This is a genomic window from Streptomyces sp. NBC_00503, from assembly GCF_036346895.1.
Lineage (GTDB): Bacteria > Actinomycetota > Actinomycetes > Streptomycetales > Streptomycetaceae > Streptomyces.
In genome coordinates this window covers 1180018-1201481 of record NZ_CP107855.1, presented here as the reverse complement: position 1 = coordinate 1201481, position 21464 = coordinate 1180018, and the positions used below count along the sequence as shown (strand labels likewise).

At 72.2% G+C, this 21464-nt stretch carries 18 protein-coding genes; 11 read left to right on the top strand and 7 right to left on the bottom strand.

All coding sequences use genetic code 11. The features are described 5' to 3' along the window. The first annotated feature begins 85 nt into the window (after window positions 1-85). Complete coding sequence (def, locus tag OG490_RS05595; RefSeq protein ID WP_330295166.1) at window positions 86-649, top strand: peptide deformylase; 564 nt, start codon at window positions 86-88, stop codon at window positions 647-649. A 120-nt stretch (window positions 650-769) separates the two neighbouring features. On the opposite strand, the gene OG490_RS05590 is transcribed toward def, so the two are convergent. Beyond that, window positions 770-1414 carry a TetR family transcriptional regulator gene (locus OG490_RS05590; protein WP_330295165.1) on the bottom strand — a complete coding sequence of 215 codons (645 nt, stop codon included), beginning with the start codon at window positions 1412-1414 and terminating at the stop codon, window positions 770-772. 198 nt (window positions 1415-1612) lie between these two features. Between OG490_RS05590 and OG490_RS05585 the strand changes: the two genes are divergently transcribed. Continuing rightward, the gene (locus OG490_RS05585; RefSeq protein WP_330295164.1) at window positions 1613-2842 is read left to right on the top strand and encodes an acyl-CoA dehydrogenase family protein; all 1230 of its coding nucleotides are present in this window, start codon (window positions 1613-1615) and stop codon (window positions 2840-2842) included. A 115-nt stretch (window positions 2843-2957) separates the two neighbouring features. Here OG490_RS05585 and OG490_RS05580 read toward each other — a convergent pair whose 3' ends face one another. After that, window positions 2958-3392 (bottom strand): SRPBCC family protein, encoded by a 435-nt coding sequence (locus OG490_RS05580; RefSeq protein ID WP_330295163.1) that lies wholly within the window; start codon window positions 3390-3392, stop codon window positions 2958-2960. A gap of 155 nt (window positions 3393-3547) precedes the next feature. Here OG490_RS05580 and OG490_RS05575 point away from each other — a divergent pair, with 155 nt between their 5' ends. Continuing rightward, window positions 3548-3733 (top strand): DUF5999 family protein, encoded by a 186-nt coding sequence (locus tag OG490_RS05575; protein WP_330295162.1) that lies wholly within the window; start codon window positions 3548-3550, stop codon window positions 3731-3733. Between the two features lie 146 nt (window positions 3734-3879). On the opposite strand, the gene OG490_RS05570 is transcribed toward OG490_RS05575, so the two are convergent. Both OG490_RS05570 and OG490_RS05565 read right to left on the bottom strand, forming a co-directional pair. Beyond that, window positions 3880-5904: an ATP-binding protein gene (locus OG490_RS05570; protein ID WP_330295161.1), complete on the bottom strand. Its 2025-nt coding sequence runs from the start codon at window positions 5902-5904 to the stop codon at window positions 3880-3882. A 143-nt stretch (window positions 5905-6047) separates the two neighbouring features. Then, window positions 6048-6995 (bottom strand): fibronectin type III domain-containing protein, encoded by a 948-nt coding sequence (locus OG490_RS05565; RefSeq protein WP_330295160.1) that lies wholly within the window; start codon window positions 6993-6995, stop codon window positions 6048-6050. Window positions 6996-7228: 233 nt separating this feature from the next. Here OG490_RS05565 and OG490_RS05560 point away from each other — a divergent pair, with 233 nt between their 5' ends. The 7 genes from OG490_RS05560 (at window position 7229) to OG490_RS05530 (ending at window position 14467) form a co-directional block, all read left to right on the top strand. Continuing rightward, window positions 7229-8824, top strand: coding sequence for an ABC transporter substrate-binding protein (locus OG490_RS05560; RefSeq protein ID WP_330295159.1), 1596 nt, complete (start codon window positions 7229-7231; stop codon window positions 8822-8824). A gap of 61 nt (window positions 8825-8885) precedes the next feature. Further along, window positions 8886-9851, top strand: a complete 966-nt coding sequence (locus OG490_RS05555) for an ABC transporter permease (RefSeq protein WP_330300792.1) — start codon at window positions 8886-8888, stop codon at window positions 9849-9851. Then, window positions 9844-10761, top strand: a complete 918-nt coding sequence (locus OG490_RS05550) for an ABC transporter permease (RefSeq protein ID WP_330295158.1) — start codon at window positions 9844-9846, stop codon at window positions 10759-10761. Before OG490_RS05555 ends, OG490_RS05550 begins: the two co-directional genes overlap by 8 nt. A 68-nt stretch (window positions 10762-10829) precedes the next feature. After that, window positions 10830-11720, top strand: a complete 891-nt coding sequence (locus OG490_RS05545) for an ABC transporter ATP-binding protein (protein ID WP_330300791.1) — start codon at window positions 10830-10832, stop codon at window positions 11718-11720. After that, window positions 11713-12372, top strand: coding sequence for an ABC transporter ATP-binding protein (locus tag OG490_RS05540; protein ID WP_330295157.1), 660 nt, complete (start codon window positions 11713-11715; stop codon window positions 12370-12372). The genes OG490_RS05545 and OG490_RS05540 overlap by 8 nt, the downstream gene beginning before the upstream one ends. A 100-nt stretch (window positions 12373-12472) precedes the next feature. Beyond that, window positions 12473-12667, top strand: coding sequence for a hypothetical protein (locus OG490_RS05535; protein WP_330295156.1), 195 nt, complete (start codon window positions 12473-12475; stop codon window positions 12665-12667). Window positions 12668-12898: 231 nt separating this feature from the next. Beyond that, on the top strand, window positions 12899-14467 hold the full coding sequence (locus OG490_RS05530; RefSeq protein WP_330295155.1) for a hypothetical protein: 1569 nt from the start codon (window positions 12899-12901) through the stop codon (window positions 14465-14467). A 12-nt stretch (window positions 14468-14479) separates the two neighbouring features. Here OG490_RS05530 and OG490_RS05525 read toward each other — a convergent pair whose 3' ends face one another. After that, entirely contained in the window at window positions 14480-15592 is a 1113-nt protein-coding gene (locus tag OG490_RS05525) for a PP2C family protein-serine/threonine phosphatase (protein ID WP_330295154.1), read from the bottom strand. A 132-nt stretch (window positions 15593-15724) separates the two neighbouring features. Beyond that, on the bottom strand, window positions 15725-19210 hold the full coding sequence (locus OG490_RS05520; protein WP_330300790.1) for a M28 family peptidase: 3486 nt from the start codon (window positions 19208-19210) through the stop codon (window positions 15725-15727). A 172-nt stretch (window positions 19211-19382) separates the two neighbouring features. Between OG490_RS05520 and OG490_RS05515 the strand changes: the two genes are divergently transcribed. Then, the gene (locus tag OG490_RS05515; RefSeq protein WP_330295153.1) at window positions 19383-20342 is read left to right on the top strand and encodes a LysR family transcriptional regulator; all 960 of its coding nucleotides are present in this window, start codon (window positions 19383-19385) and stop codon (window positions 20340-20342) included. Window positions 20343-20367: 25 nt separating this feature from the next. On the opposite strand, the gene OG490_RS05510 is transcribed toward OG490_RS05515, so the two are convergent. Then, window positions 20368-21183: a DeoR/GlpR family DNA-binding transcription regulator gene (locus OG490_RS05510; protein ID WP_330295152.1), complete on the bottom strand. Its 816-nt coding sequence runs from the start codon at window positions 21181-21183 to the stop codon at window positions 20368-20370. Window positions 21184-21464 lie beyond the last annotated feature (281 nt).

Genomic DNA, 21464 nt, shown 5'->3' with positions numbered 1-21464 from the left:
TCCATGACCTGCCCGCGCCCTGACCGCGGCGCCCCCGGTCCGCCGAAGATCTCCTCATATAGTCGCCCGTCGTACTCTTACGGCCATGCGACAGCGCCCCATCCCCGGTACCTCCGGCATCGTCCGCACCATGAGCCTGCTGGGCGACCCGGTGCTCCATTCCGCTTGCGCGGAGGTCACCGAATTCGGACCGGCCCTCGACCGGCTCATCGAGGACATGTTCGCCACGATGTACGCGGCCCAGGGCGTCGGCCTGGCCGCGAACCAGATCGGCGTCGGGCAGCGGGTGTTCGTCTACGACTGCCCCGACGACGAGGACGTCCGCCACGTCGGGCACATCGTCAACCCGCGGCTGGTCTCCGCCGACGGGGACGAGTACGCCGGGCCCGAGGGCTGCCTGTCCCTGCCCGGGCTGGAGGCGTCCACGGTCCGCTTCGACGAGGCCGTCGTCGAGGGGGTCACCTCGGACGGGGCGGCCGTGCGGATCTCCGGGACCGGGTTCTTCGCGCGGTGCTTGCAGCACGAGTGCGACCACCTGGCCGGTGGCGTGTACGCGGAGCGGGTTACGGGGCTGCGGGCGCGCAAGCTGCGCAAGCAGATCCGCAAGACGGACTGGGGCGCCGCCGGGATCCACGTCCTGGGGGAGTGATCCCGGCGGAGCCGGGGTTCCCGGGGCTCCGCCCCGGACCCCGCGCCTCAAACGCCGGCGGGGCTGGATTTGCCAGGCGGGGCTGGATTTGCCCGGCGGGCTCAAGGTGCCCCGCAGAACTCAGAAGCCGGGGCCGTCCTCGCGGTTGCCGGCGGTGGCCAGGCGGCCCCACAGGAGGTCGGTGAGGCCGGTGACGAGCTCCGCGCGCTCGCAGGGGCGCTCGCCGAGCCACCAGTCGCCCGCGGCGTGCATCATGCCGACGATCCCGTGACCCCACACCCGGGCCAGGCGTTCGCCGCCGGGGCCGAGGTCCACGCGTTCTCCGATGACCTGAGCCAGCTCCTCGCCGAGGCGCCGCAGCAGCGGGGCCGAGTGCAGGCCCACGTCGAAGCCGCGTTCGGGGGCCTGGGAGTCCTCGGCCGGGTGCATGAGGAAGCGGTAGACCTGCGGGCGGGCCTCGATGGCGGCGAGATAGGTGTCGAGGGTGGCCTCCACCCGGCTGCGCCGCTCGGCGGGGGCGTCGAGCGCCGCGCGCAGCGAGTCGAGCAGGGCGTCCGTGTGCCGGACGGCGAGGGCCTGGTAGAGGCCCGCCTTGTCGCCGAAGTGCCGGTAGAGGATCGGCTTGGTGATGCCGGCCTCCGCGGCGATGGCGTTCATGGACGCCTTCGGCCCGTCCCGCAGGACGACCCGGTCGGCCGCCTCCAGCAGTTCCCGCCGCCGGCGCTCGGCCGTTCCCGGCTCGCCGGCCTGCTGTGTGCTCTCCATGACGTGTTCCACTCCCCGCCCTTGCGATGTCCTGACGCCCACGCAACGTAACACCCCGCACACCCTGGCGATCTCATCGGCGGTCCGCCGTTGCTGCTGCTTGACAGTGCTTACCGGCCGGTAACAGACTGGTCGGACAGATGGGGTTACCGTTGGTAACTGCTTGTACGGCAGCGCGATACGAAAGCTGGAGGGGACATGGCGGAGTTCACCATGGAGCTGAACGACGACCAGAAGCAGGTACGGGACTGGATCCACGGCTTCGCCGCCGACGTGATGCGCCCCGCTGCCGCGGAATGGGACGAGCGCGAAGAGACTCCGTGGCCCGTCATCCAGGAAGCCGCGAAGGTCGGCATCTACTCGCTCGACTTCTACGCCCAGCAGTTCTTCGACCCCACCGGCCTCGGCATCCCGATGGCCATGGAAGAGCTGTTCTGGGGCGACGCGGGCATCGCGCTGTCGATCGTCGGTACCGGGCTCGCCGCCATCGGCGTCGTCGCCAACGGCACCGAGGAGCAGATCGGCACCTGGATCCCGCAGATGTACGGCACCCCCGACGACGTGAAGGTCGCCGCCTTCTGCTCCTCCGAGCCGGACGCCGGTTCCGACGTCGGCGCGATGCGCACCCGCGCCGTGTACGACCAGGCCACCGACGAGTGGGTGCTCAACGGCACCAAGACCTGGGCCACCAACGGCGGCATCGCCAACGTCCACATCGTCGTGGCCGTCGTCGACCCCGAGCTCGGCACCAAGGGCCACGCCTCCTTCATCGTGCCGCCGAACACCCCCGGGCTCTCCCAGGGCCAGAAGTTCAAGAAGCACGGGATCCGCGCCTCGCACACCGCCGAGGTGGTCCTGGAGGACTGCCGGATCCCCGGCTCCTGCCTGCTCGGCGGCAAGGAGAAGCTGGACGAGCGCCTGGCGCGCGCCCACGAGCGGGCCAAGGAGGGCGGCGGCGAGCGGGTCAAGAACGCCGCGATGGCCACCTTCGAGGCCTCCCGCCCCGCCGTCGGAGCCATGGCCGTGGGCACGGCGCGCGCCGCGTACGAGGTCGCCCTCGACTACGCGAAGACCCGTACGCAGTTCGGCCGGCCGATCATCGACAACCAGGGCGTGGCCTTCCAGCTCGCCGACATGCGCACCTCCATCGACGCGGCCCGTCTGCTGGTGTGGCGCGCCTCCTGGATGGCGGTCGCGGGCAAGCCGTTCACCTCGGCCGAGGGCTCGATGTCGAAGCTGTTCGCGAGCGAGGTCTCCAAGAAGGTCACCGCGCAGGCGGTCCAGATCCTGGGCGGCAACGGCTTCACCCGCGAGTACCCGGTGGAGCGCATGCACCGGGACAGCGCGATCTACACCATCTTCGAGGGTACGAGCGAGATCCAGCGGCTGGTGATCGCGCGCACGATCTCGGGCATGCCGATCCGCTAGCGCGGGGCCGGACGGTGGCTGGACAGGGGCTGGAAGGGGGCTCGAGCGGGGCTCGGAGGGGCTCAAGGGGTCCCCTTCGGCGCAGGGGCCCTGTGCGGCGCGGGAGAGGGCCCCGTCAGCGCAGGAGGGCCCGCAGGGCGCGGCCGAAGAGGAAGCGGGCGGCGGCGGCCGTCAGGGGGGCGAAGAGGCGGGGGAGGCCGCGCAGGCGCAGCTCCTCGCGCCATTCGGCCTCGCAGCCGCCGCCGGGCGCGGGGCGGATTTCGATCTCCGCCCAGCCCGTGACGGCGCCACCGCGTTTGACCAGGCGGACCAGGCCCGCGGAGGTGTCCGCGGGGGGCTGCCAGACGGTCACTTCCATCGGGTCGTCGAACGTGATGCTTCCCACGCCCGTGCGGGCCGTGAAGCGCGTTCCGACGTGTGTGGGAGGCGCCGTCTCGATGATCGTCCGGGTGAGCGGAACCTGTGAGCCGTGGCGTTCCCAGTCGGTCAGCCGCCGCCATGCCTCGGCGGGTGCGAGACGAGTTCGGTGAATGATCCGGATAGCGGGCATGAGCGCATGGTAATCGGGCATACACACCCTGAACTGGACGGCGAATATGGGTTCCGTCCAGGGGTGGCGATCAGCAATACTCACCGCCACCGTGGATCGCGGATTCGACCGGGTGACCACCGGCCCTCCCGCCCCACTCTGCGAGGAGGTGCGCCATGTGCTCCCACCAGCCCCCCTGCCCGACCGCCGACAGCGCCGATCACGACGCCGCCCGCACCGTGGCCTTCCATCCTGAACAAGGCTGGAATCTGCTCTGCAACGGCCTCGTGGTCTTCGACGACACCGGTGAACTGCTCCCCGACGGCCGCACGGTGGAACCCCGCCGCCCGGCCCTGGTCTGAGCGAGGAGGCAGCATGCGCCAGCAGCTGATCCGCAAGCCCGTCCCCAAGCCCGCCCCCCGAGACCTGGATCTGCGCACACCGTCGGGCAGACCCCTCCCGTACTGACGGGAGCCCCGGGATTACGCGGTGTCCACCGGCCGCAAGCTCAGCCGGTGGGCGCCGAAGCACCACCCAGGAAGGCGTGCTCGTACGCCTCGTCGCCGATCGCCGCCCTGGCCTGCCGCTCGCCCTCGTCGCGCAACGCCGTCAGCGAGGGGGATCCCATCTGCGGCCGCCCGACCGTGCGCCACCACGCGTGCCCGGTGCCCAGCAGCCGCGCCGCCAGTTCGCCGTCGCCCATGGCCGCCACCGCCGCCGCGAGCAGGTCCAGGCCGAGCGCGATGCCGAAGCGGTCGCCCAGCAGCCGCTTGCCCGAGAGCATCGCCCGTACGTGCCGGGCAGCCTCCCCGTGGTGCCCGAGCCCCAGTGCCGCCACGGCCAGGACGTAGTCCGCGTACGCCCGCAGCCAGCGCTCGCCCAGCTCCGCGCAGGCCTCGCGCAGCCCTCCCGCCTCGTGCATGGCCTCCTCGAAGCGCCCGAGGTCGCACAGGGCGTAGGCGGTGGCCAGCCGGCACAGCAGCCAGCCCGGGCCGCTGGTGCGGCCGCCGTGGCCCGCGCGGGCCCGGGGACCCGCCAGCGCGAGCGCCCGTACCGGATCGCCCGGCATCAGCACCGCGACCGCGAGCAGATAGGCCGCGCGCAGCTCCGGTTCCGGGTCGGCCAGAGCGGCCGCCGCCCGGGCGCACTCCTCGCCGACCCGCCGGGCCGTCTCCAGGTCGCCCTGGACCAGGGCCGTCAGCCCCAGCGCCCACAGCCCCTGGGTGTACGCGGCTCCGGTGGGCCGGGCCGCGCTCAGGGCCCGTTCCACGAAGCCCCGGCCCTCTTGGACGTGCCCGCAGGAGAACCAGAAGAACCACAGGGCTCCGGCCGTCTCCAGGGCCGCCGCGGGATCCGAGCCGATCAGATGCTCCAGGGCGGTACGCAGCTGCGCGTGCTCCGCGGTCATCCTGCGGTACCAGTCCACCTGGCCGGGGCCCAGCCAGCCCCGCTCGGCGGCCTGCGAGAGCGCCGCGTACCAGTGGGCGTGCCGGTCGGCGAGGGTCCGTACCTCCCCGAGCTCCACCAGCCAGTCCTGGCCGTACTCGCGGATCGTGTCCAGCATCCGGTAGCGGGCGCCCGCGCCGCGCTCCCGCGTGATCCGCACCACCGACTTCGCGACCAGGCCCGACAGCACCCGCTCCACGCGCCCGGCGGGCAGCGGACCGCCCGAGCAGACCGCCCGCGCCGCGGCCACGTCGAAGTCCCCGGTGAAGACCGAGAGCCGGGCCCACAGCAGCCGCTCCACCGGCTCGCACAGCTCGTGGCTCCAGCCGATGGTGGTCCGCATCGTCTGATGCCGGGGGAGCCGGGCGGCGGCGGTGGTGTCGGACAGCAGGTCGAAGCGGACGCCGAGGCGCTCCGCCATCTGCTCCAGGGTCCACAACCGCATCCGGGCGCCGGCCAGTTCGAGGGCGAGCGGGATCCCGTCCAGGCGGCGGCACACCTCGAGGGCGACGGCCGCCCGCTCCGGATCGGCGAAGGCGGCAGCGGCCTGGGGGGTGGCGGCCAGGGCGCGGGCCCGGAAGAGGGCCAGGGCGTCGCTGTCGGGGCCGTCGCAGGGCAGCGGACTGACCTCGACCACCTTCTCGCCGGGGGAGGCGACCGGTTCGCGGGAGGTGATCAGGACCGTCAGCCCGGGGGCGGACTGCAGGAGTTCGCCGACGAGGTGGCGGCAGGCGGCGACCAGGTGCTCGCAGGTGTCGAGGACGAGCAGCAGCTCCTTGTCGGCCATCCACGCGCACAGTTCCTCGTCCAGCGGGCGCGGGGACTGGTGGGCGAGACCGAGGGCGTGCGCGACGGTGGCGGTGAGCAACTCGGGGTCGCGCAGGGGCGAGAGCTCCACCCACCAGACGCCGTCGCGGCGGTGCTGGCGGGCATCCGCGGCGGCGCGCAGCGCGAGCCTGGACTTGCCGACGCCGCCGACGCCCGTGAGCGTGACCAGCCTCTGCCCGCGCAGCAGTTCGTACAGCAGGCCGAGTTCACGCTCGCGGCCCACGAAGCTCGCCGTCTCCGGCGGCAGGTTTCCCGGCACGGCGCCAGAGTCTGGCTCAGCGGGGCCGTCCGCGGGATCTGGCTGATTGTTGTTGACCGAGTACTCACCGAACACGCATGTATTGTGCGCGATCTTCTTTCCCCGCAGTGCCGTTCGGGGCAGATCGGAGGGACGGAGTCTGGTTACGGTGCGGCGAGTACGACCCGCCGCTCGGCCGAAAAGGCTCCCCAATTGCCGTCGGGCAGCCGGGCCCGCAGCTTCACCGTCCATACGGTGCCCGCCGGTTCGGTGACCGAGAGGCGGTGTTCCGCGCGGCCGGCCGGGACCGCGCCCGTACCGAACTGGATGACGGTGGTGGGACGGCCGTTGACGTAGAGCTCGTACTCGCTGGTCTCCTTGCCGGTCGGCGGGGCGGTCCAGGCGAGGGTGACCGCGCCCGGTGAGGCGAGCGCCGTGAACTCGGCGGGGGCGGTGTCGGGCCGCTGCCCCGGACCGGCCGGAGTGGTCACGTCCACCGGCGGGCCGTCGGGGGAGGAGTTGTCGGCGCCGTCGCGGGCCCTGACCGTGAAGGTGTACACGGTGTCGGGCTGGAGGCCTTCCAGGGTGGTCTCGGTGGTGCCGGGGCCGACCGTGTGGATCCGGGCGGTGCCCTGGTAGACGTCGTACGCGGTGACCCCCGCGTCATCGGTGGCGGGGGCCCAGCTCAGCACCGCGGAGGTGGGTCCGAGCGCGCGTCCGGCCGCTCGGGGCGGGGCCGTCGGCGGCTGCCGGTCCTCGGCCTTGGCGGCGGGGGTGGTGGCGGAGGCGGAGGCGCTGGGCGGCGAGGTGTTCCCGGCGGCGTCGCGGGCCCGGACCGTGAACCCGTACGCGGTCTGCGGGGTGAGCCCGGTGATGTCCACCATCGTCTTGTCGGCGGGGAGCTCGCGGACCAGGCTGCCGGCCTGGAAGACCAGGAAGGAGGTCACCCCGTCGGCGGGGGCGGCCGACTGCCACATCACGTGGACCGAAGTGGCGCTGCCCGCCTGGGCGGTGAGCTCGGCGGGGGCGTGCGGGGGCGTGGTGTCGGCCGAGGTGCACGCCGTCAGGGCGGCCGCGGCGAGGGCCAGTGCCAGTGCCAGGGTCAGGGGCAAGGCCGGTGCGGGGGACGGGAGCCTCGCTGCGGTGCGTGGCGCGGGGTGGTGCACGGCGGCGCCCTCTTCCTCCGGCTCTTAATGGTCTAGACATATATGGCACGCCCTGCGGCGGCCGGGCAAGACCCGCGCGTTCGTCTTCTCCCGTCCCCGTCTGGCATTATTGCGATCTCTTTGCAATAAGCAGGATTTTTCATCAGATAGTGATCGAAAGCAGCAGGGAAGTGCACAGCATGAGGGCCCGGACCATACGGGGACCGGTCGGCGCGACCGCGGCCGCCGCACTCATCACGGGCCTCGCGGCCTGTTCGGGCCCCACGGGAGGAACCGCGTCCGCGGGACCGGACTCCGCCGTGGTGGGCATAGCCAACGAGCCGGAGACCCTCAGCCCCCTGCTGGGCTACGGCAAGGACGGCAACTCGAAGATCTTCGACGGGCTGCTGGCCCACGACGCGGACATGAAGCTGAAGCCGGCCCTGGCCCAGGCCCTGCCGGAGGTCTCCGCGGACGGGCTCACGTACACCTACCGGCTCCGCCAGGGCGTGAAGTTCAGCGACGGGCAGCCCTTCGGCGCCACGGACGTGGTCTTCACCTACCGGACGATCCTCCACGAGAAGACCAACAACGCCTCCAAGTCCGAGCTCGACGCGATCGCCGGCGTCGAGGCCCAGGGGCAGGACGCCGTCGTCTTCCGCCTGAAGTACCCCTACGCCCCGTTCGCCGAGCGGACCGTCCTGCCCATCGCCCCCGAGCACATCGCGGGCCGCCAGGACGTCAACAGCGGGGACTTCGCCGCCAAACCCGTCGGCACCGGACCGTACGTGCTCACCGCCTGGTCCAAGGGCGAGAAGCTCAGCTTCAAGGCCAACCCGTCCTACTGGGGCGGCGAACCCGCGGTCAAGAAGTTCACCATGGCCGTCATCAAGGACGACGACGTACGCGCCACCCGGCTGCGCTCCGGAGAACTGGACGGGGCGATCCTGCCGCCGAACCTGGCCGGGGCGTTCAAGGGCGACGAGGCGCGAAGGACATGGACGGCCAAGACCTTCGACTACCGCAACGTCACCATGCCGACCGACAACGAGGTCACCGGTGACGTGGCGGTCCGCCGGGCCCTCGACCTCGCCGTGGACCGCGGCGCCATGGTCGACAAGCTCCTCGAAGGCGCCGGCAAGGCCGCCTACGGCCCCGTCCCCACCGGCAGCCCCTGGTTCGCGGCCGGCACGGAGCGCGCGCACGACCTCGCCGGGGCCAGGAAGATCCTCGACGAGGCGGGCTGGGTGCCCGGCGACGACGGCATCCGCGCCAAGAAGGGCCTGCGGGCCACCTTCCCGCTGTGGCACACCTCCGGGGACAAGATCCGCCAGGACCACGCGCTGGCCTTCGCCTCCGACGCCAGGAAGGCGGGCATCGAGGTCAAGATCGAGTCCGGCAGCTGGGAGGTCATCGAGCCCCGGATGAAGACCGACGCCGTCCTCGCGGGCGGCGGCTCCCCGGCCGACCCCGACTTCGACCAGTACCTGACGCTGAACTCCTCGCTCGCGGGCGACGGCTTCAACAACATGGCCCGCTACGACAACAAGACGGTCGACCGGGCGCTCCTCGACGGCCGCAGGAGCGGCGACCCGGCCGCCCGCAAGGCCGCGTACGACACGGTCCAGCGCGAGCTCGTCAAGAACCCCGGCTACATCTACCTCACCCACATCGACCACCTCTACGTGGTCAACGACAAGTGGGACGGCCCCTCCACCCAGGTGGAGCCGCACGACCACGGCCTCGGCTCCGGCCCCTGGTGGAACATCGAGAACTGGAAGCCGAAGCAGAAGTGAGTCCGGCCAAGTGACCACCCGCACCACCCGCACCCGCACTGTCCGGCCTCCCTGGCGGCCGATGGCGCGCATGGCGGCGCGGCGGACCCTGTTCGCCGGACCCGTCCTGCTCGTCGTCACCTACGGGGTCTTCGCCGTCGCCGAGCTGTCCCCCTTCGACCCCGTCAAGGCGTACGCGGGCACCGCCGGGCTCACCGCCCCGCAGGCCGAACTGGACCGGCTGGCGGCCAACCTCGGCGTGGACCAGCCCCTGACCGCGCGCTGGTGGGAGTGGCTCACCTCGGCGCTCACCGGCGACCTCGGCACCTCCGCCGTGATGCGCCAGCCGGTCGCCGACGTCATCGGCGAACGGCTCGGCTGGTCGGCGCTGCTCGCCCTGAGCGCCTTCGCCGTGGCCCTGCTGCTGGGGACGGGGCTCGGAGTGCTCGCCGCGCGCAGACAGGGCGGGCTCCTCGACCGGGCCGTCTCCGCGCTCGCGTACACCCTCGAAGCGGCCCCGGCCTTCTGGCTGGGCCTGCTCGCCATCTGGTTCTTCTCGGTGCGGCTGGGGGTCCTGCCCTCCGGCGGCCTGACCGACGCGGGCAGCGACGTGGTCACGGCCGGGCAGGTCGCCCGCCACCTGGTGCTTCCCGCGCTGGTCCTGGGGCTCTCGCAACTGCCCTGGTTCTTCCTGTACGTCAGGCAGGGCGTGGCCGACGCGTTGGAAGAGGACCCCGTACGGGGCGCTCGTGCGCGGGGCGTGGGTGAGCGGCGGGTACTGCTCGGGCACGGACTGCGCTCCGGAATGCTCCCGATGCTGACCCTGATCGGGTCGCGGGTACCGGAGCTGATCACCGGCGCCCTGCTGGTGGAGACCGTCTTCAGCTGGCCCGGCATCGCGGCGGCCACCGTGCAGGCCGCGACCTCCGTGGACTTCCCGCTGCTGGCCGCGCTGACCGTGCTGGCCACGGCCGCGGTACTGGCCGGGAACCTGCTCTCCGACCTGCTCTACGGACTGGCGGACCCGAGGGTGGGCTTCGATGGCTGACACGGCAAGGGCCGCGGGCCCCGCGGGGGCGCCCGCGGCCGACGCGGCCGAGGTCACCTGGCGCTCCCGCGGGAAGGGCCGGCGCTCGACGCGCACGATCCGGGTGCGGAGCTCAGCGGTGTGCGTCGCGCTCCTCGCCCTGGCGGTCCTGCTCGTACCGCCGCTGGCCCAACTAGACCAGCAAACGGTCGACTTGTCGGCAAAACTCCTGCCGCCCTCGTGGGCCCACCCCTTCGGCACCGATGACGTGGGCCGCGACCTGCTGCTGCGCTGCCTGTACGGGCTGCGGGTCTCGCTGCTCGTCGGCCTGGTGGCGGCGCTGGCCGCCACCGTCATCGGCACGGCGGTCGGCGCGGCCGCCGGGGCGCTCGGCGGATGGACGGACCGGTGCGTCATGCGTGTGGTGGACGCCCTGTCCTCGATCCCGCACCTGCTGCTGGGCATCTTCATCGTGGCGATGTTCCGTCCGGGCGTGTGGCCGGTGGTCGTCTCCGTGGCACTGACCCACTGGCTGTCCACCGCCCGCATCGTCCGGGCCGAGGTGCTCTCGCTGCGCTCGCGGCCCCATCTGGACGCGGCCGTCTCGGGCGGCGCCTCCCGGCTGCGGGTCACCGTCCGCCACCTCGTGCCCGGCGTGCTGCCACAGGCCGCACTCGCGGCCGTGCTGATGATCCCGCACGCCATGTGGCACGAGTCGGCGCTGTCCTTCCTGGGCCTCGGCCTGCCCGCGCACCAGGCGAGCCTGGGCAACCTCGTCCAGACGGCCCGCGGTTCCCTGCTCGCGGGCGACTGGTGGCCCACCCTCTTCCCCGGGCTGTTCCTGATCCTCCCGACCCTGGCGATCGCCGGCCTCGCGGGCGCCTGGCGCGAGCGCCTCAATCCCCGACGCCGCTCGGAGCTGTCGCTGTGACCGACCACACCGCAAGCGGCCCCGCCGCGCCCGTCCTCACCCTGGACCGGCTGTCCGTCCGCTTCCGCATGCGCGGCGGCCGACACGTCCGGGCCGTCACGGACGCCACCCTCACCCTGGCTCCGGGCGAATGCCTGGCCCTCGTCGGCGAGAGCGGCTGCGGCAAATCCGTCCTCGCCTCCGCCCTCCTCGGCCTGCTCCCCGGCAACGCCGAAACCTCCGGCGCGGCCCGCCTCGCGGACGGCACCGACCTCCTCGCCCTCGACGAGCGGACCCTCGCCCGGACCGTCCGGGGCCGCCGCGTCGCCCTGGTCCCGCAGAGCCCGGCCGCGCACCTCACACCCGTCCGCACCATCCGGTCCCACCTCGAGGAGACGGTCCGGGAGCTGACCGGAGCCACCAAGCCGGAGCTCCGGGAGGCGGCCGAAGCCGCGGCCGAGCGGGCCGCGTTCCCCGGCACGCACCTCGACCGCCACCCCCACGAGCTCTCCGGCGGCCTCGCCCAGCGCGCGGCCACCGCCCTCGCCCTGATCGGCGACGCCCCCCTGCTCCTCGCCGACGAGCCGACCACCGGGCTCGACCGGGACCTCGTCCACCGCACCGTCGACGAGCTGAGGGCCCACACCCGGGCGGCCGGCCGCGCGCTGCTGATGATCACGCACGACCTCGCGGCGGCCCAGCGCATCGCCGACACCGTGGCCGTCATGTACGCGGGCCGCATCGTGGAAACGGCCCCCGCCACAGCCTTCTTCGGTGAACCAGGGCCTCGGCACCCCTATGCCCGCGGGCTCCTCGACGCCCTTCCGGAGCGCGCCTTCGTCCCGATCCCCGGCGCCCCGCCCGAACTGGGCGCCCTCCCGCCCGGCTGCGCCTTCGCCGCCCGCTGCCCCCTGGCCGACGCCCGCTGCCGCGCCGAGGTGCCCGCGCTCACCGAAGGGGTGGCCTGCCACCATGCTTGAGCTCACCGGCATCACCGCCGGATACGACCGCCGGGCCCCCGTCGTGCGCAACGCGCACCTGAGCCTGGCACCCGGCGAAGCCCTCGGACTGCTCGGCCCCAGCGGCTGCGGCAAGTCCACCCTGGCCAGGGTCGCGGCCCTGCTGCACCGGCCCGACCGGGGGACCGTGGCCTTCGACGGCCGCGCCGTGACCGGCTTCCGGCACAGGGCGCCGCGCTCCCTGCGCACCGGCGTCGGCGTGGTGTTCCAGCAGCCCCGGCTGTCGGCGGACCCCCGGCTCAGGCTGCGCGACCTCGTCGCCGAACCCCTCCGCGCGACCGGGCGGCGTAGCGAAGTCGACTCTGTCGTCCCCGAGTTGGCGGACCGGGTCGGCCTCGGCGACGACCTGCTCGCCCGGCGGCCCCACGAGGTCAGCGACGGCCAGCTGCAACGGGCATGCCTGGCGCGGGCGTTGGTGCTGCGGCCGCGCTGGCTGGTGTGCGACGAGATGACCGCGATGCTCGATGCCTCCACCACCGCAGCCCTGGTCGGCGTGGTCGAGGAGTACCGCGCGCGGACCGGCGCCGGACTCCTGGCGGTGGGCCACGACCCCGTGCTGCTCGGACGCTGGTGCGACCGAACGACCCGCTGGGAAGAGATCGTCAAGGATTGAACCCCGGTCACGGACGGTCAACACCCGTTTGGCGGACACGAGTTTCGCTCTAAGGGCCCTCTTCCTGCGCCACCATGGCGCCGCACAAGGAGGTGTTCCGATGGTGATCTCCCTCTCCGTCGTCGTCCTGCTCCTCGTCCTCGCGTGGATCTTCATGCGCGGTGGCGGCCTCAAGTTGTCGCACGCGCTCGTCTGCGTGCTGCTCGGCTTCTACCTCGCGAGCAGCAGCCTGTCGGCGACCATCCAGCACGGCGTCTCGGCCACGGCGGACGTGGTCGGCGGCCTGAAGCCCTGACCGGCCCCCGGGGCCCTGGCCGGGTCCCGGCGGGCTCCTGAAACCCTGACCGGCTCGCCGCACGGCCGGGGTGGGGCAGCTCGCCCCGGAACCGGCCGACGGCGGACGCTGACCGCATCGGCATTCATCCCGTTCCTCCATGGACTCCTTCGGCACTGCGACCTACCGTCTGGCGGCGGCGCGACGTCGGACGCGGTGTCAGCAGAGCCGCGGACCATGGAGGAAGCCCGGATGTTCCCAAGAGCGCTGAACCGTGCGGTGCTGCCGGCCCTGGCCGTCTTCGCGGTGGTCTCCGGATTGTCCCCGGCCGCCGCGGACGGGATACCCCTGGCCCCCGGCCACCGCCTGGTCAGCCACTACGAGGGCGGTCCCGCCACCGCCGCTCCGCTGCCCGGACAAGCCCCGCCGCAGCACCCGTTCATGGCCCCCAACGGCCGCAGCGGCATGCACTCCGACGCGTCGGGCAGCGCCACCTCCCCCTGGTCCGGGCCGCTCGGCAGGAAGCCGACGGTGACGAGCGAGAAGATCGCGGCCCTCGGCGGCGAATGCGCCACCGCCACCTTCGACTCGGCCGGCCGGCTGGTCACGGTGTGCGGCACCTTCAGCGGCTTCAAGGTGGAGCTGCTGGAACCGCGCACGCTCGCCCCGCTCGCGGAGTACCAGCTCCCGCAGCGCTCCTCGACGGTCCGGGCGATCAGCACCCTCGACCTGTCGAAGATCTTCAAGGACACCTCGGGCGGCGCCTACTTCTACCTGGACAACGAGGACCGGGCGGTGCTGGCCGACTCCCGCCAGCACATCCTGCGCCTCTCCCACGCCCAGGGTCCCGACGGCACGTGGCGGTTCAGGGCCGACGACGACTGGGACCTCACCGGCCAGGTCCCGCACGACTGCGCGGACTGGACCAACCTGCGGCCCACCGGCACCTGCGACCCCGTCACCTCCGTGATGCCCGACTGGAACGGCCGCATCTGGTGGGTCACCCGCCAGGGCCGGGTCGGCACCGTGGACCCGGCGACCTCGCGGATCCGCTCGATCCGGCTGCCGGGGGAGGAGATCCAGAACTCCTTCTCGGTGGCCGAGGACGGCGTGTCCATCGTCACCGACCACGCCCTCTACAGCTTCCGCGCCGACGCCGACGGCACCCCCGTCGCCCAGTGGCGCCAGACGTACGACCGGGGTACGGGGACCAAGCCCGGCTCGGTGAACCAGGGCTCGGGCACCACCCCGGACCTCTTCGGCGACGGCTACGTCGCGATCACCGACAACGCCGACGACCGGATGAACGTCCTGGTCTACAAGCGGGGCACGGACGTGCCCGAGGGACAGCGGCTGGTGTGCAGGGTGCCGGTCTTCGGAGCGGGCGCCTCGACCACCGACAATTCCCTGATCACCTGGGGCAACAGCATCGTCGTGGAGAACAACTACGGCTACGAGAACATCACCTCGCTGGTCCTCGGCAAGTCGGTCGTCGGCGGCGCCAGCCGCATCGACGTGCGGGCCGACGGCAGCGGCTGCGACACGGTCTGGCAGAGCCCGGTCCGCTCGCCCTCCGTGGTCCCCAAGCTCTCCACCGGGAACGGGCTGCTGTACTTCTACGAGAAGGAACCGAACATCTGGGGGATCGACGCCTGGTACCTGACGGCGGTGGACTTCCGCACCGGCGAGCGCCGCTGGCGCCGGCTCACCGGCACGGGCCCGCTGTACGACAACAACTGGGCCCCGATCACCCTGGGCCCCGACGGCACCGCCTACGTGGGCGTCTTCAACGGCATCGTCGCGGTCCGCGACAGCGGCTGAACCCGCCCCCGCTCAGCCGCCGACGCGCTCGATGGCCACCATCGCCGCGTCGTCCCCCAGCTGGCCGCCCGGTGCGTGGGCCAGGAGGTCCGCGCACAGGTGGCGCAGGAGGGCGTCCGGGCCGTCGCCGGGCCAGTCCGCGGCCCGCTCCGCGAGCGGGTAGAACGCACCCGAGGCGTCGCGCGCCTCGATGACCCCGTCCGTGTACAGGAGCACCACGTCGCCCGGCTCGAAGGAGAAGGACTGCGGGGCGAAGCCGGTGTCCACGAACTCCGAGAGGCCCAGCGGCGGAGCCGGATGGTCCACCTGGAGGGGTACGACGAGGCCGCCGCGCAGCAGCAGGGGCGGCGGGTGTCCGCAGCTGACGAGCCGCAGGGAGGGTTCCCCGTCGGGGATGTCGAGGACGGCCGCGGTGGTGAAACCCTCCGCCGGCTGCCCGGGGCCGTCCGCGTCCCGGTCGGGATCGGTGGCCACGGCGGCCTCCAGATGGGCGACGAGCCCCGGCAGATCGGCCTCCAGGTGGGCGGCGGCCCGGAACGCGCCGAGGACGATCGCGGCGTCCCCGACCGCCTCCAGGCCCTTGCCCCGGACGTCGCCGATGATCAGCCGGGTGCTCTCGGCGGTCCGCGCAGCCGCGTAGAGGTCGCCGCCGATCTGTGCCTCGGCCTCGGCGGCCAGGTACACGGAGGCGATCCGCAGCGGTCCCATCCGGTCGCGCAGCGGCCGCAGGACCACCTGCTGGGCGGCCACGGCCACGGAACGCAGCCGGGTGAGCTGCTCCTCGTGGAGCTCGCGCAGGTGTGCGAAGAAGGTAACGAAGGCCGAGATCAGCACCAGCGCGATGATCTGGAAGGTGTGGTTGAGGTCGGTGAGGGTGGTGCGGGCGATGGCGACCGCCACCTGCGCCGCCACCGCCACCGCCCCGACGAATCCGGTCATCCGGGGCCCCGCGAAGGAGGCGGTCAGGGCCGGTGCGGCGACGAGGAAGGGACCCAGATGGACGTCCGGCGGCGCCAGGACGTCGACCACCGTCACCACCGCGATCAGGGCGAACGGGACCGACAGGAGCACCGCGCGAGATTCCCGCAACCGGCGTGTGCGTGGGTACGGCGGCCGAGGATCCATGCCTCCTGCATACACCGCCGGGGCCCGGACCGCGCGGCACCGGCGCACGGCAGCGGGCTCCACCCGTCCCGGCCGGTGGGCCGGGGCGGGTGGAGCCCGGACGGTTCTCGGATCAGGGTGTCGCGGCGGGCGTCAGCTCACCTGGAGGGTGACGTCGTCCACGACGAAGGAGGTCTGCAGGGACGGGTCCTCCACGCCCTGGAACTTCAGGGTGACGGTCTGTCCGGCGAACCGGGAGACGTCGTAGGTCTTGAGCACGTAGCCGGAGGTGGCGTTCACGTTGGACAGGGTCTCCAGCGTCTGGCCGCCCACCGAGACCGTGAAGGTGTCGTAGACCGTGTTCTCGGTCTCGTCGGTGTCGATGTGCAGGTAGAAGCCGAGCTGGTACGAGGCGCATCCCGACGGGACGGTCACGGACTGCGTGGCGCTGTCGGTGTGGGTCTGGCCGTAGCCGACCAGCCACGCCATGTACGAGCCCCCGTGCGGGGCCTGGCCGGCCTGGTTGGTGATGACGCCCGAGGTGGTGGTCCAGGGGCTGGTGCCGCCCTCGAAGCCGCCGTTGGAGACGACCTGGCGCGGGGTGCAGGTGGAGGTGCCGTTGACGGTCAGCGTGTAGGTGGTGCCGTGGCTGACGGTGCCGGTGCCGGTGACGGTCAGGGTGTAGGTGCCGGGCACGGTGCTCGCCCCGACGGACACGGTGAGCGTCGAGGAGCTGCCGGACTGGACGGAGGTGGGGCTGAGCGTCGCGCTCACGCCGGCCGGGGCGCCGGTGACCGACAGGGAGACGGTCTGGGCGGCGCCGCTGACGGTGCCGGTGGCGACGGTGGAGGTCAGGCTGGAGCCCGGGTTCGCGCTGCCCGCGGCCGGGGAGGTGCTGATCGAGAAGTCCTGCGCCGGGGTGGTCCCGCCGACGGCCTGGTTCCAGATCGTGTAGGCGACGCCGTCGGCGCTGCGGTCCAGGACCGTCGCGTTGATGTTGCTCGAGGTGTCGCAGGAGCTGTGGTAGCAGGAGTCGTACGCCGCGTTCGCGGTGCCGCCCCACTTGGTGGCCTGTGCGGAGGTCTTGCGGGCGCTGGCGCCGGCCGCGTAGCCGGAGGTGGCGATGCCGCCCTGCTGGAAGGAGTAGTCGTCACTGCGGCCCTGGCCCTCGGTGTTCTCCTCGGGGGCGAGGTTCAGCGAGGTCCAGTACGCCTTGAGCGGTGCGGCGGCGGTGGAGGTGAGGTTGTTGATGAAGTAGCCGCCGTTGGGCGAGCCGACCATGTCGAAGTTGTAGTAGGCCTTGATGGCCGACTTCTGGGTGCTGGTCAGCTGGCCCACGTAGAACTTCGAGCCGTTGAGGCCCTGCTCCTCGTCGGTCCACCAGGCGAACCGCACGTGCTTGGTCATCGTCGGGTTCTTCTGGGCGAGGACCAGCGCGTTCTCCAGCAGGGTCGCTGAGCCCGAGCCGTTGTCGTTGATGCCCGGACCGGCCGAGACGCTGTCGAGGTGCGAGCCGAACATGATCGTCTGGTCGGCGGGGCCGCCGGGCCAGTCGGCGATCAGGTTGTTCGACGGGTAGGTGCAGGAGGAGCAGTTCTGCTCGGTGACCGTGTAGCCGGCGGCCTGCAGCTTGCCCTTGATGTACGCCACCGACTGGGTGTAACCGGCGCTGCCCGCACGGCGGTTGCCGCCGTTCTGGGAGGCGATGGTGTTCAGCTGGGTCAGGTGCGCCTGGACGGCGGCCACGTCGATGTTCGGCGCGTTGGGGTCGGGCGGCGTGGTGCCGCTCACCGTGAGTGCGTAGTCGACGGTGTGCGAGAGGCTGGTGCCCTGACCCTTGACGACCACGGTGGAGGTCCCGGGAGCCGCGTTCGCGGACGCGGTCAGGGTCAGCGTCGAGGGCTGGCCGGACTGCACGGTGGCGGGGCTGAAGGAGGCGCTCACCCCGGCCGGCAGGCCGGACGCGGTGAGGGTCACCTGCTGGGCCGTGCCGGTGGAGATCGCGGTGGCCACGGTGGTGGTGGCCGAGGCGCCCTGCTGGACGGTGCCCGAGGACGGGTTCAGCGAGAGCGAGAAGTCGCTGTTCTGGCCGCTCGGGGTACAGGTCGTGTCACCGGACTGGGCGGGCACGCTGATGGCGTCCCAGGCGGCCTTGGTCTTGTTGAACAGGTCGCAGGTGGCGTCCAGCGACTTGGCGGAACTCAGCGTCGCCGTACGGTACTTCTTGTACGACATGCTGGAGGTCTTCAGGAGCATGCCGCCGTAGAAGATCTTGCCCGCGTTCTGCACGCCGACGCCGGTCAGCGTCGACTGGTTGCAGGTGCTGCTGTTCGGCTTGCCGCCACCGGGGCTGGTGCCCTCGGCGAGCAGGTAGAACCAGTGGTTCAGCGGGCCCGCCGCCGCGTGCACCTCGGTGTTGGGTATCGAGGAGCTGTAACAGGACGGGTTGTTGCTGATGGCCGACGGGTTGTACATGTTGCGGATCGGACCGTTGCCCTGGAGGTTGATCATCTCGCCGACGAGGTAGTCCGGAGTGTCGTACGGCGAGGGCTCGTTGGCGTACGCCTCGGTCAGCGCGCCGAAGATGTCACCGGTGGCCTCGCCCAGACCGGCCTCCTGGCCGCTGGTGCCGCCGGGGGTGTTGGAGTCGATGGCGTGCCCGTACTCGTGGGCCACCACGTCCACGCCGGCGATCCACTCGTTCGCGCTGTTGTGCCCGATGGTGACCGAGCTGCCGTCCCAGTACGCGTTCAGGTCGCTCAGGCCGACCTTGCCCGGGAAGCTCTGCCCGTTGCCGCTGACGCCGTTGCGGCCGAGCCACTGGCTCAGCATGTCCCACTGCTTCTGCGCCGCGAACATCAGGTCCGTGCAGCCGGTCTCCTTGGAGGTGGCGTTGCCGGTGCCCCAGGAGTCCGAGGACTTGGAGAAGACGGTTCCGGTGCTGTAGTCGGCGCAGCTCAGACCGGGCCGGTTCGGGTCGCGCAAGGAGTACGTGGAGCCCGAGGCGGTGGTGCTGATGGTCAGTGGGTTCGGGCCGTTCCACTTGCTGGTGCCGGTGCCCGCGACCACCTCGTCGAAGCGGTCGACGACCTTGCCGGTGCGCGCGTCCACGAAGACGTGCAGCTTGCTGGGCGCGGTGGCGGTCCGCCCGATGAGCACCGTCTCCCAGGCCAGGACGGACTTGTCGTCCTTGAGCTTGACGACGAGCCGGCTGCTCTGGACCCGGTCGGTGGCGGCCTGCTCGCCGCGCGAGACGGCCTCGGCGGCCTTCGCGGTGACCGACGGGGTGGTCGCCACGTCGATGACGGCCGAGGAGGCCGACTGGAGGGTGCGGACCCGTCCCTCGCCGTCGGCGAGGACCACCGCGTCGCCGCCGACGACCGGCAGGCCGCGGTAGCTGCGCTCGTACGCGACGGAGTACAGGTCCTTCACCCAGGGGGTGACCAGGCGGCGCTCGTACTGCTGCTGGGGCGAGTTGACCAGGGTGTCGAGGCCGCTGCGCACGGCCGCGTCGGCCGCGGCGACAGCCCGTTCGGCCTTGGTCGGGGGCGCGGGGTCCGACTTCTGAGCGGCGGAGGCGGCGGTGGCCAGCGTGCCGGCGAGGCCCGCGGTCAGCACCATGGCCGCGGCTGCGGCCATCCATCTGGTGGGCTGCAAGAGTCCACTCCGATTCTGTGTGGGGGGTGAGAAAGAGATGAGAATCTGGCGTTCGCGGCTGAGTATGGGCGTGTCCATGACGAGAATGGGACATCTCTGCGTGCATAAGACCGGCGTTATGGTGCGGGCGGGTGACGCTGCGTAAGCTGCCGGGATGCAGCTGGAGTTGAGGCATCTGCAAGCCGTCTGCCAGATAGCGGAAACCGGCAGCCTGGGGGGAGCGGCACGGAGACTCGGCGTCTCCCAGCCCGCGCTCTCCGCCCAGCTGCGAAGGATCGAACGGGTCACCGGCGGCGAACTCTTCGTCCGCGGCCGGCGCGGCGTGGAACCCACCCCCCTCGGCCAGTTCGTCCTCGCCAAGGCGCGCCGGGTGCTCAGCGAAATGGACGCCCTCGGCGCCGAGACCCGCGCCCGGACGGCCGGCGCCCCGCTGCGCCTGGGCTGCATCCTGCTCGTGCTCGTCGACGGCCTGATCGCACAGCAGGACCTGGCCCTGTCCGGCCGCGAGATCACCGTGGACCTGGAGGACTCGGTGACGGCGCTGGTACGGATGCTCGGCGCCGGCCGCTACGACGTCATCGTGTACGGCGAGGTGAACGACCACGAGGTCCCGCTGCCCGGCGGAGTCCTGGCCCGGACCCTGGTCTCCAGGGAGCCCTTCTGCATCCGGCTGTCCGCACGGCACCCACTGGCCCGGCTCGAAGCCCTCGACCTCGCCGACCTGGCCGAAGACCAGTGGATGACCCTGGTGGAGGACGACGACGGCGGCCCCGAGGCGCTCGTCGAGGCCTGCGCGAAGGCCGGGTTCGCCCCCTCACTGCGCTACCGGATCACCGACCGCATGATGCAGTACGACCTGATCTCCGCGGGCCGCGCCGTGTCCCTGTGCCAGCCCACCGCCCCGGCCGTCGCGGGCACGGTGGTGCGGCCCCTGATCGGCGCACCGGTCACGGGGCGCATCCGGCTCGCCTGGAACCGCTCGACGGTCTCGGCCCGGCAGGCGGAGCTCTTCTACCGCTCGGCGGCCCTGGCCTACCTGGCCAACGTGGACAACAACCCCTTCCACCGGGTCTGGTGGGACCGGCATCCCGAGGTCCACCCGTCCCTGGACTGACCCCGTCGACCCCTCCAGGCGCACCTCACCATGCCTGCTCCCCGGGATGCGGGGAGGTCTGCACGACCTCGCCGACCCGCTCGGTCACGGCCGTGGCCTCCTCCCGGGGCAGTGCGTCCGTGATCAGTACGTCGACCTCGTCGAGGGTCGCGAAGGTGGTGAGCCCGACGGCCGACCACTTGGTGTGGTCGGCGAGCAGCACGCTGCGCCGGGCCGAACGCAGGAACGCCCGGTTGGTCTCGGCCTCCCCGAGGTTCGGGGTGGTCAGCCCGGTCGAGGTGCCCAGTCCGTGGCAGCCGAGGAAGAGCAGGTCCACGTGCAGGCCGCGGATGGCCTGGTCGGCTATGGGGCCGACGAGGGCGTCCGAGGGGGTCCGGATCCCGCCGGTGAGCACGACCGTGGTGGTGGACCCGGAGCGGCGGGCGGCTTCGAAGACCTCGGCGGTGCGGATCGAGTTGGTGACCACGGTCAACTCCGCTACCTCGGTGAGCTCCTTGGCCAGGGCGTGCGTGGTGGTCCCGGCGGACAGGGCGATCGCCGATCCCGGCATCACCAGGGAGGCGGCGGCCCGGGCGATGGCTCCCTTCGCGGCGGTCTCCCACTCGGACTTGGTCTCGAACCCGGGCTCGTGGCTGCTGGGTTCGCCGCCGAGCACGGCGCCGCCGTGCACCTTGCGCAGCAGCCCCTCGCGGGCGAGGGCGTCCAGGTCCCGGCGGACGGTCATGTCGGAGACGCTCAGGGTCCGGGTCAGCTCGTTGACCCGGACCCCGCCGCGTTTGCGCACCTCTTCGAGGATGAGGGCCCGGCGCTGATGGGCCAGCAGATTGCCGTTGTCGACCATCCCGAAAGCATCCTGAGGGGTCGATCAGAAGTCAACAGACCCCAACAGGCCTGTTCTTTACCGCAGTTGTGCTCATCGCCTTGACTTGTGGGAGCAACGGCAGTGTGATGTGGGCCGTTGCGGTGAAGTCCGTTCGGTCCTGAGGGATTGTGCGGAGAACCCGCCGGTCCGAACGCGCGCTTCCGCACACATTTCCCCGTGCCGCACCCCTCGGCTGACCCCTTCCCCAAGGAGCCGTTCGTGTACGCGTTACGCAGCACCACCTTCGGCCGCCGCCTGAC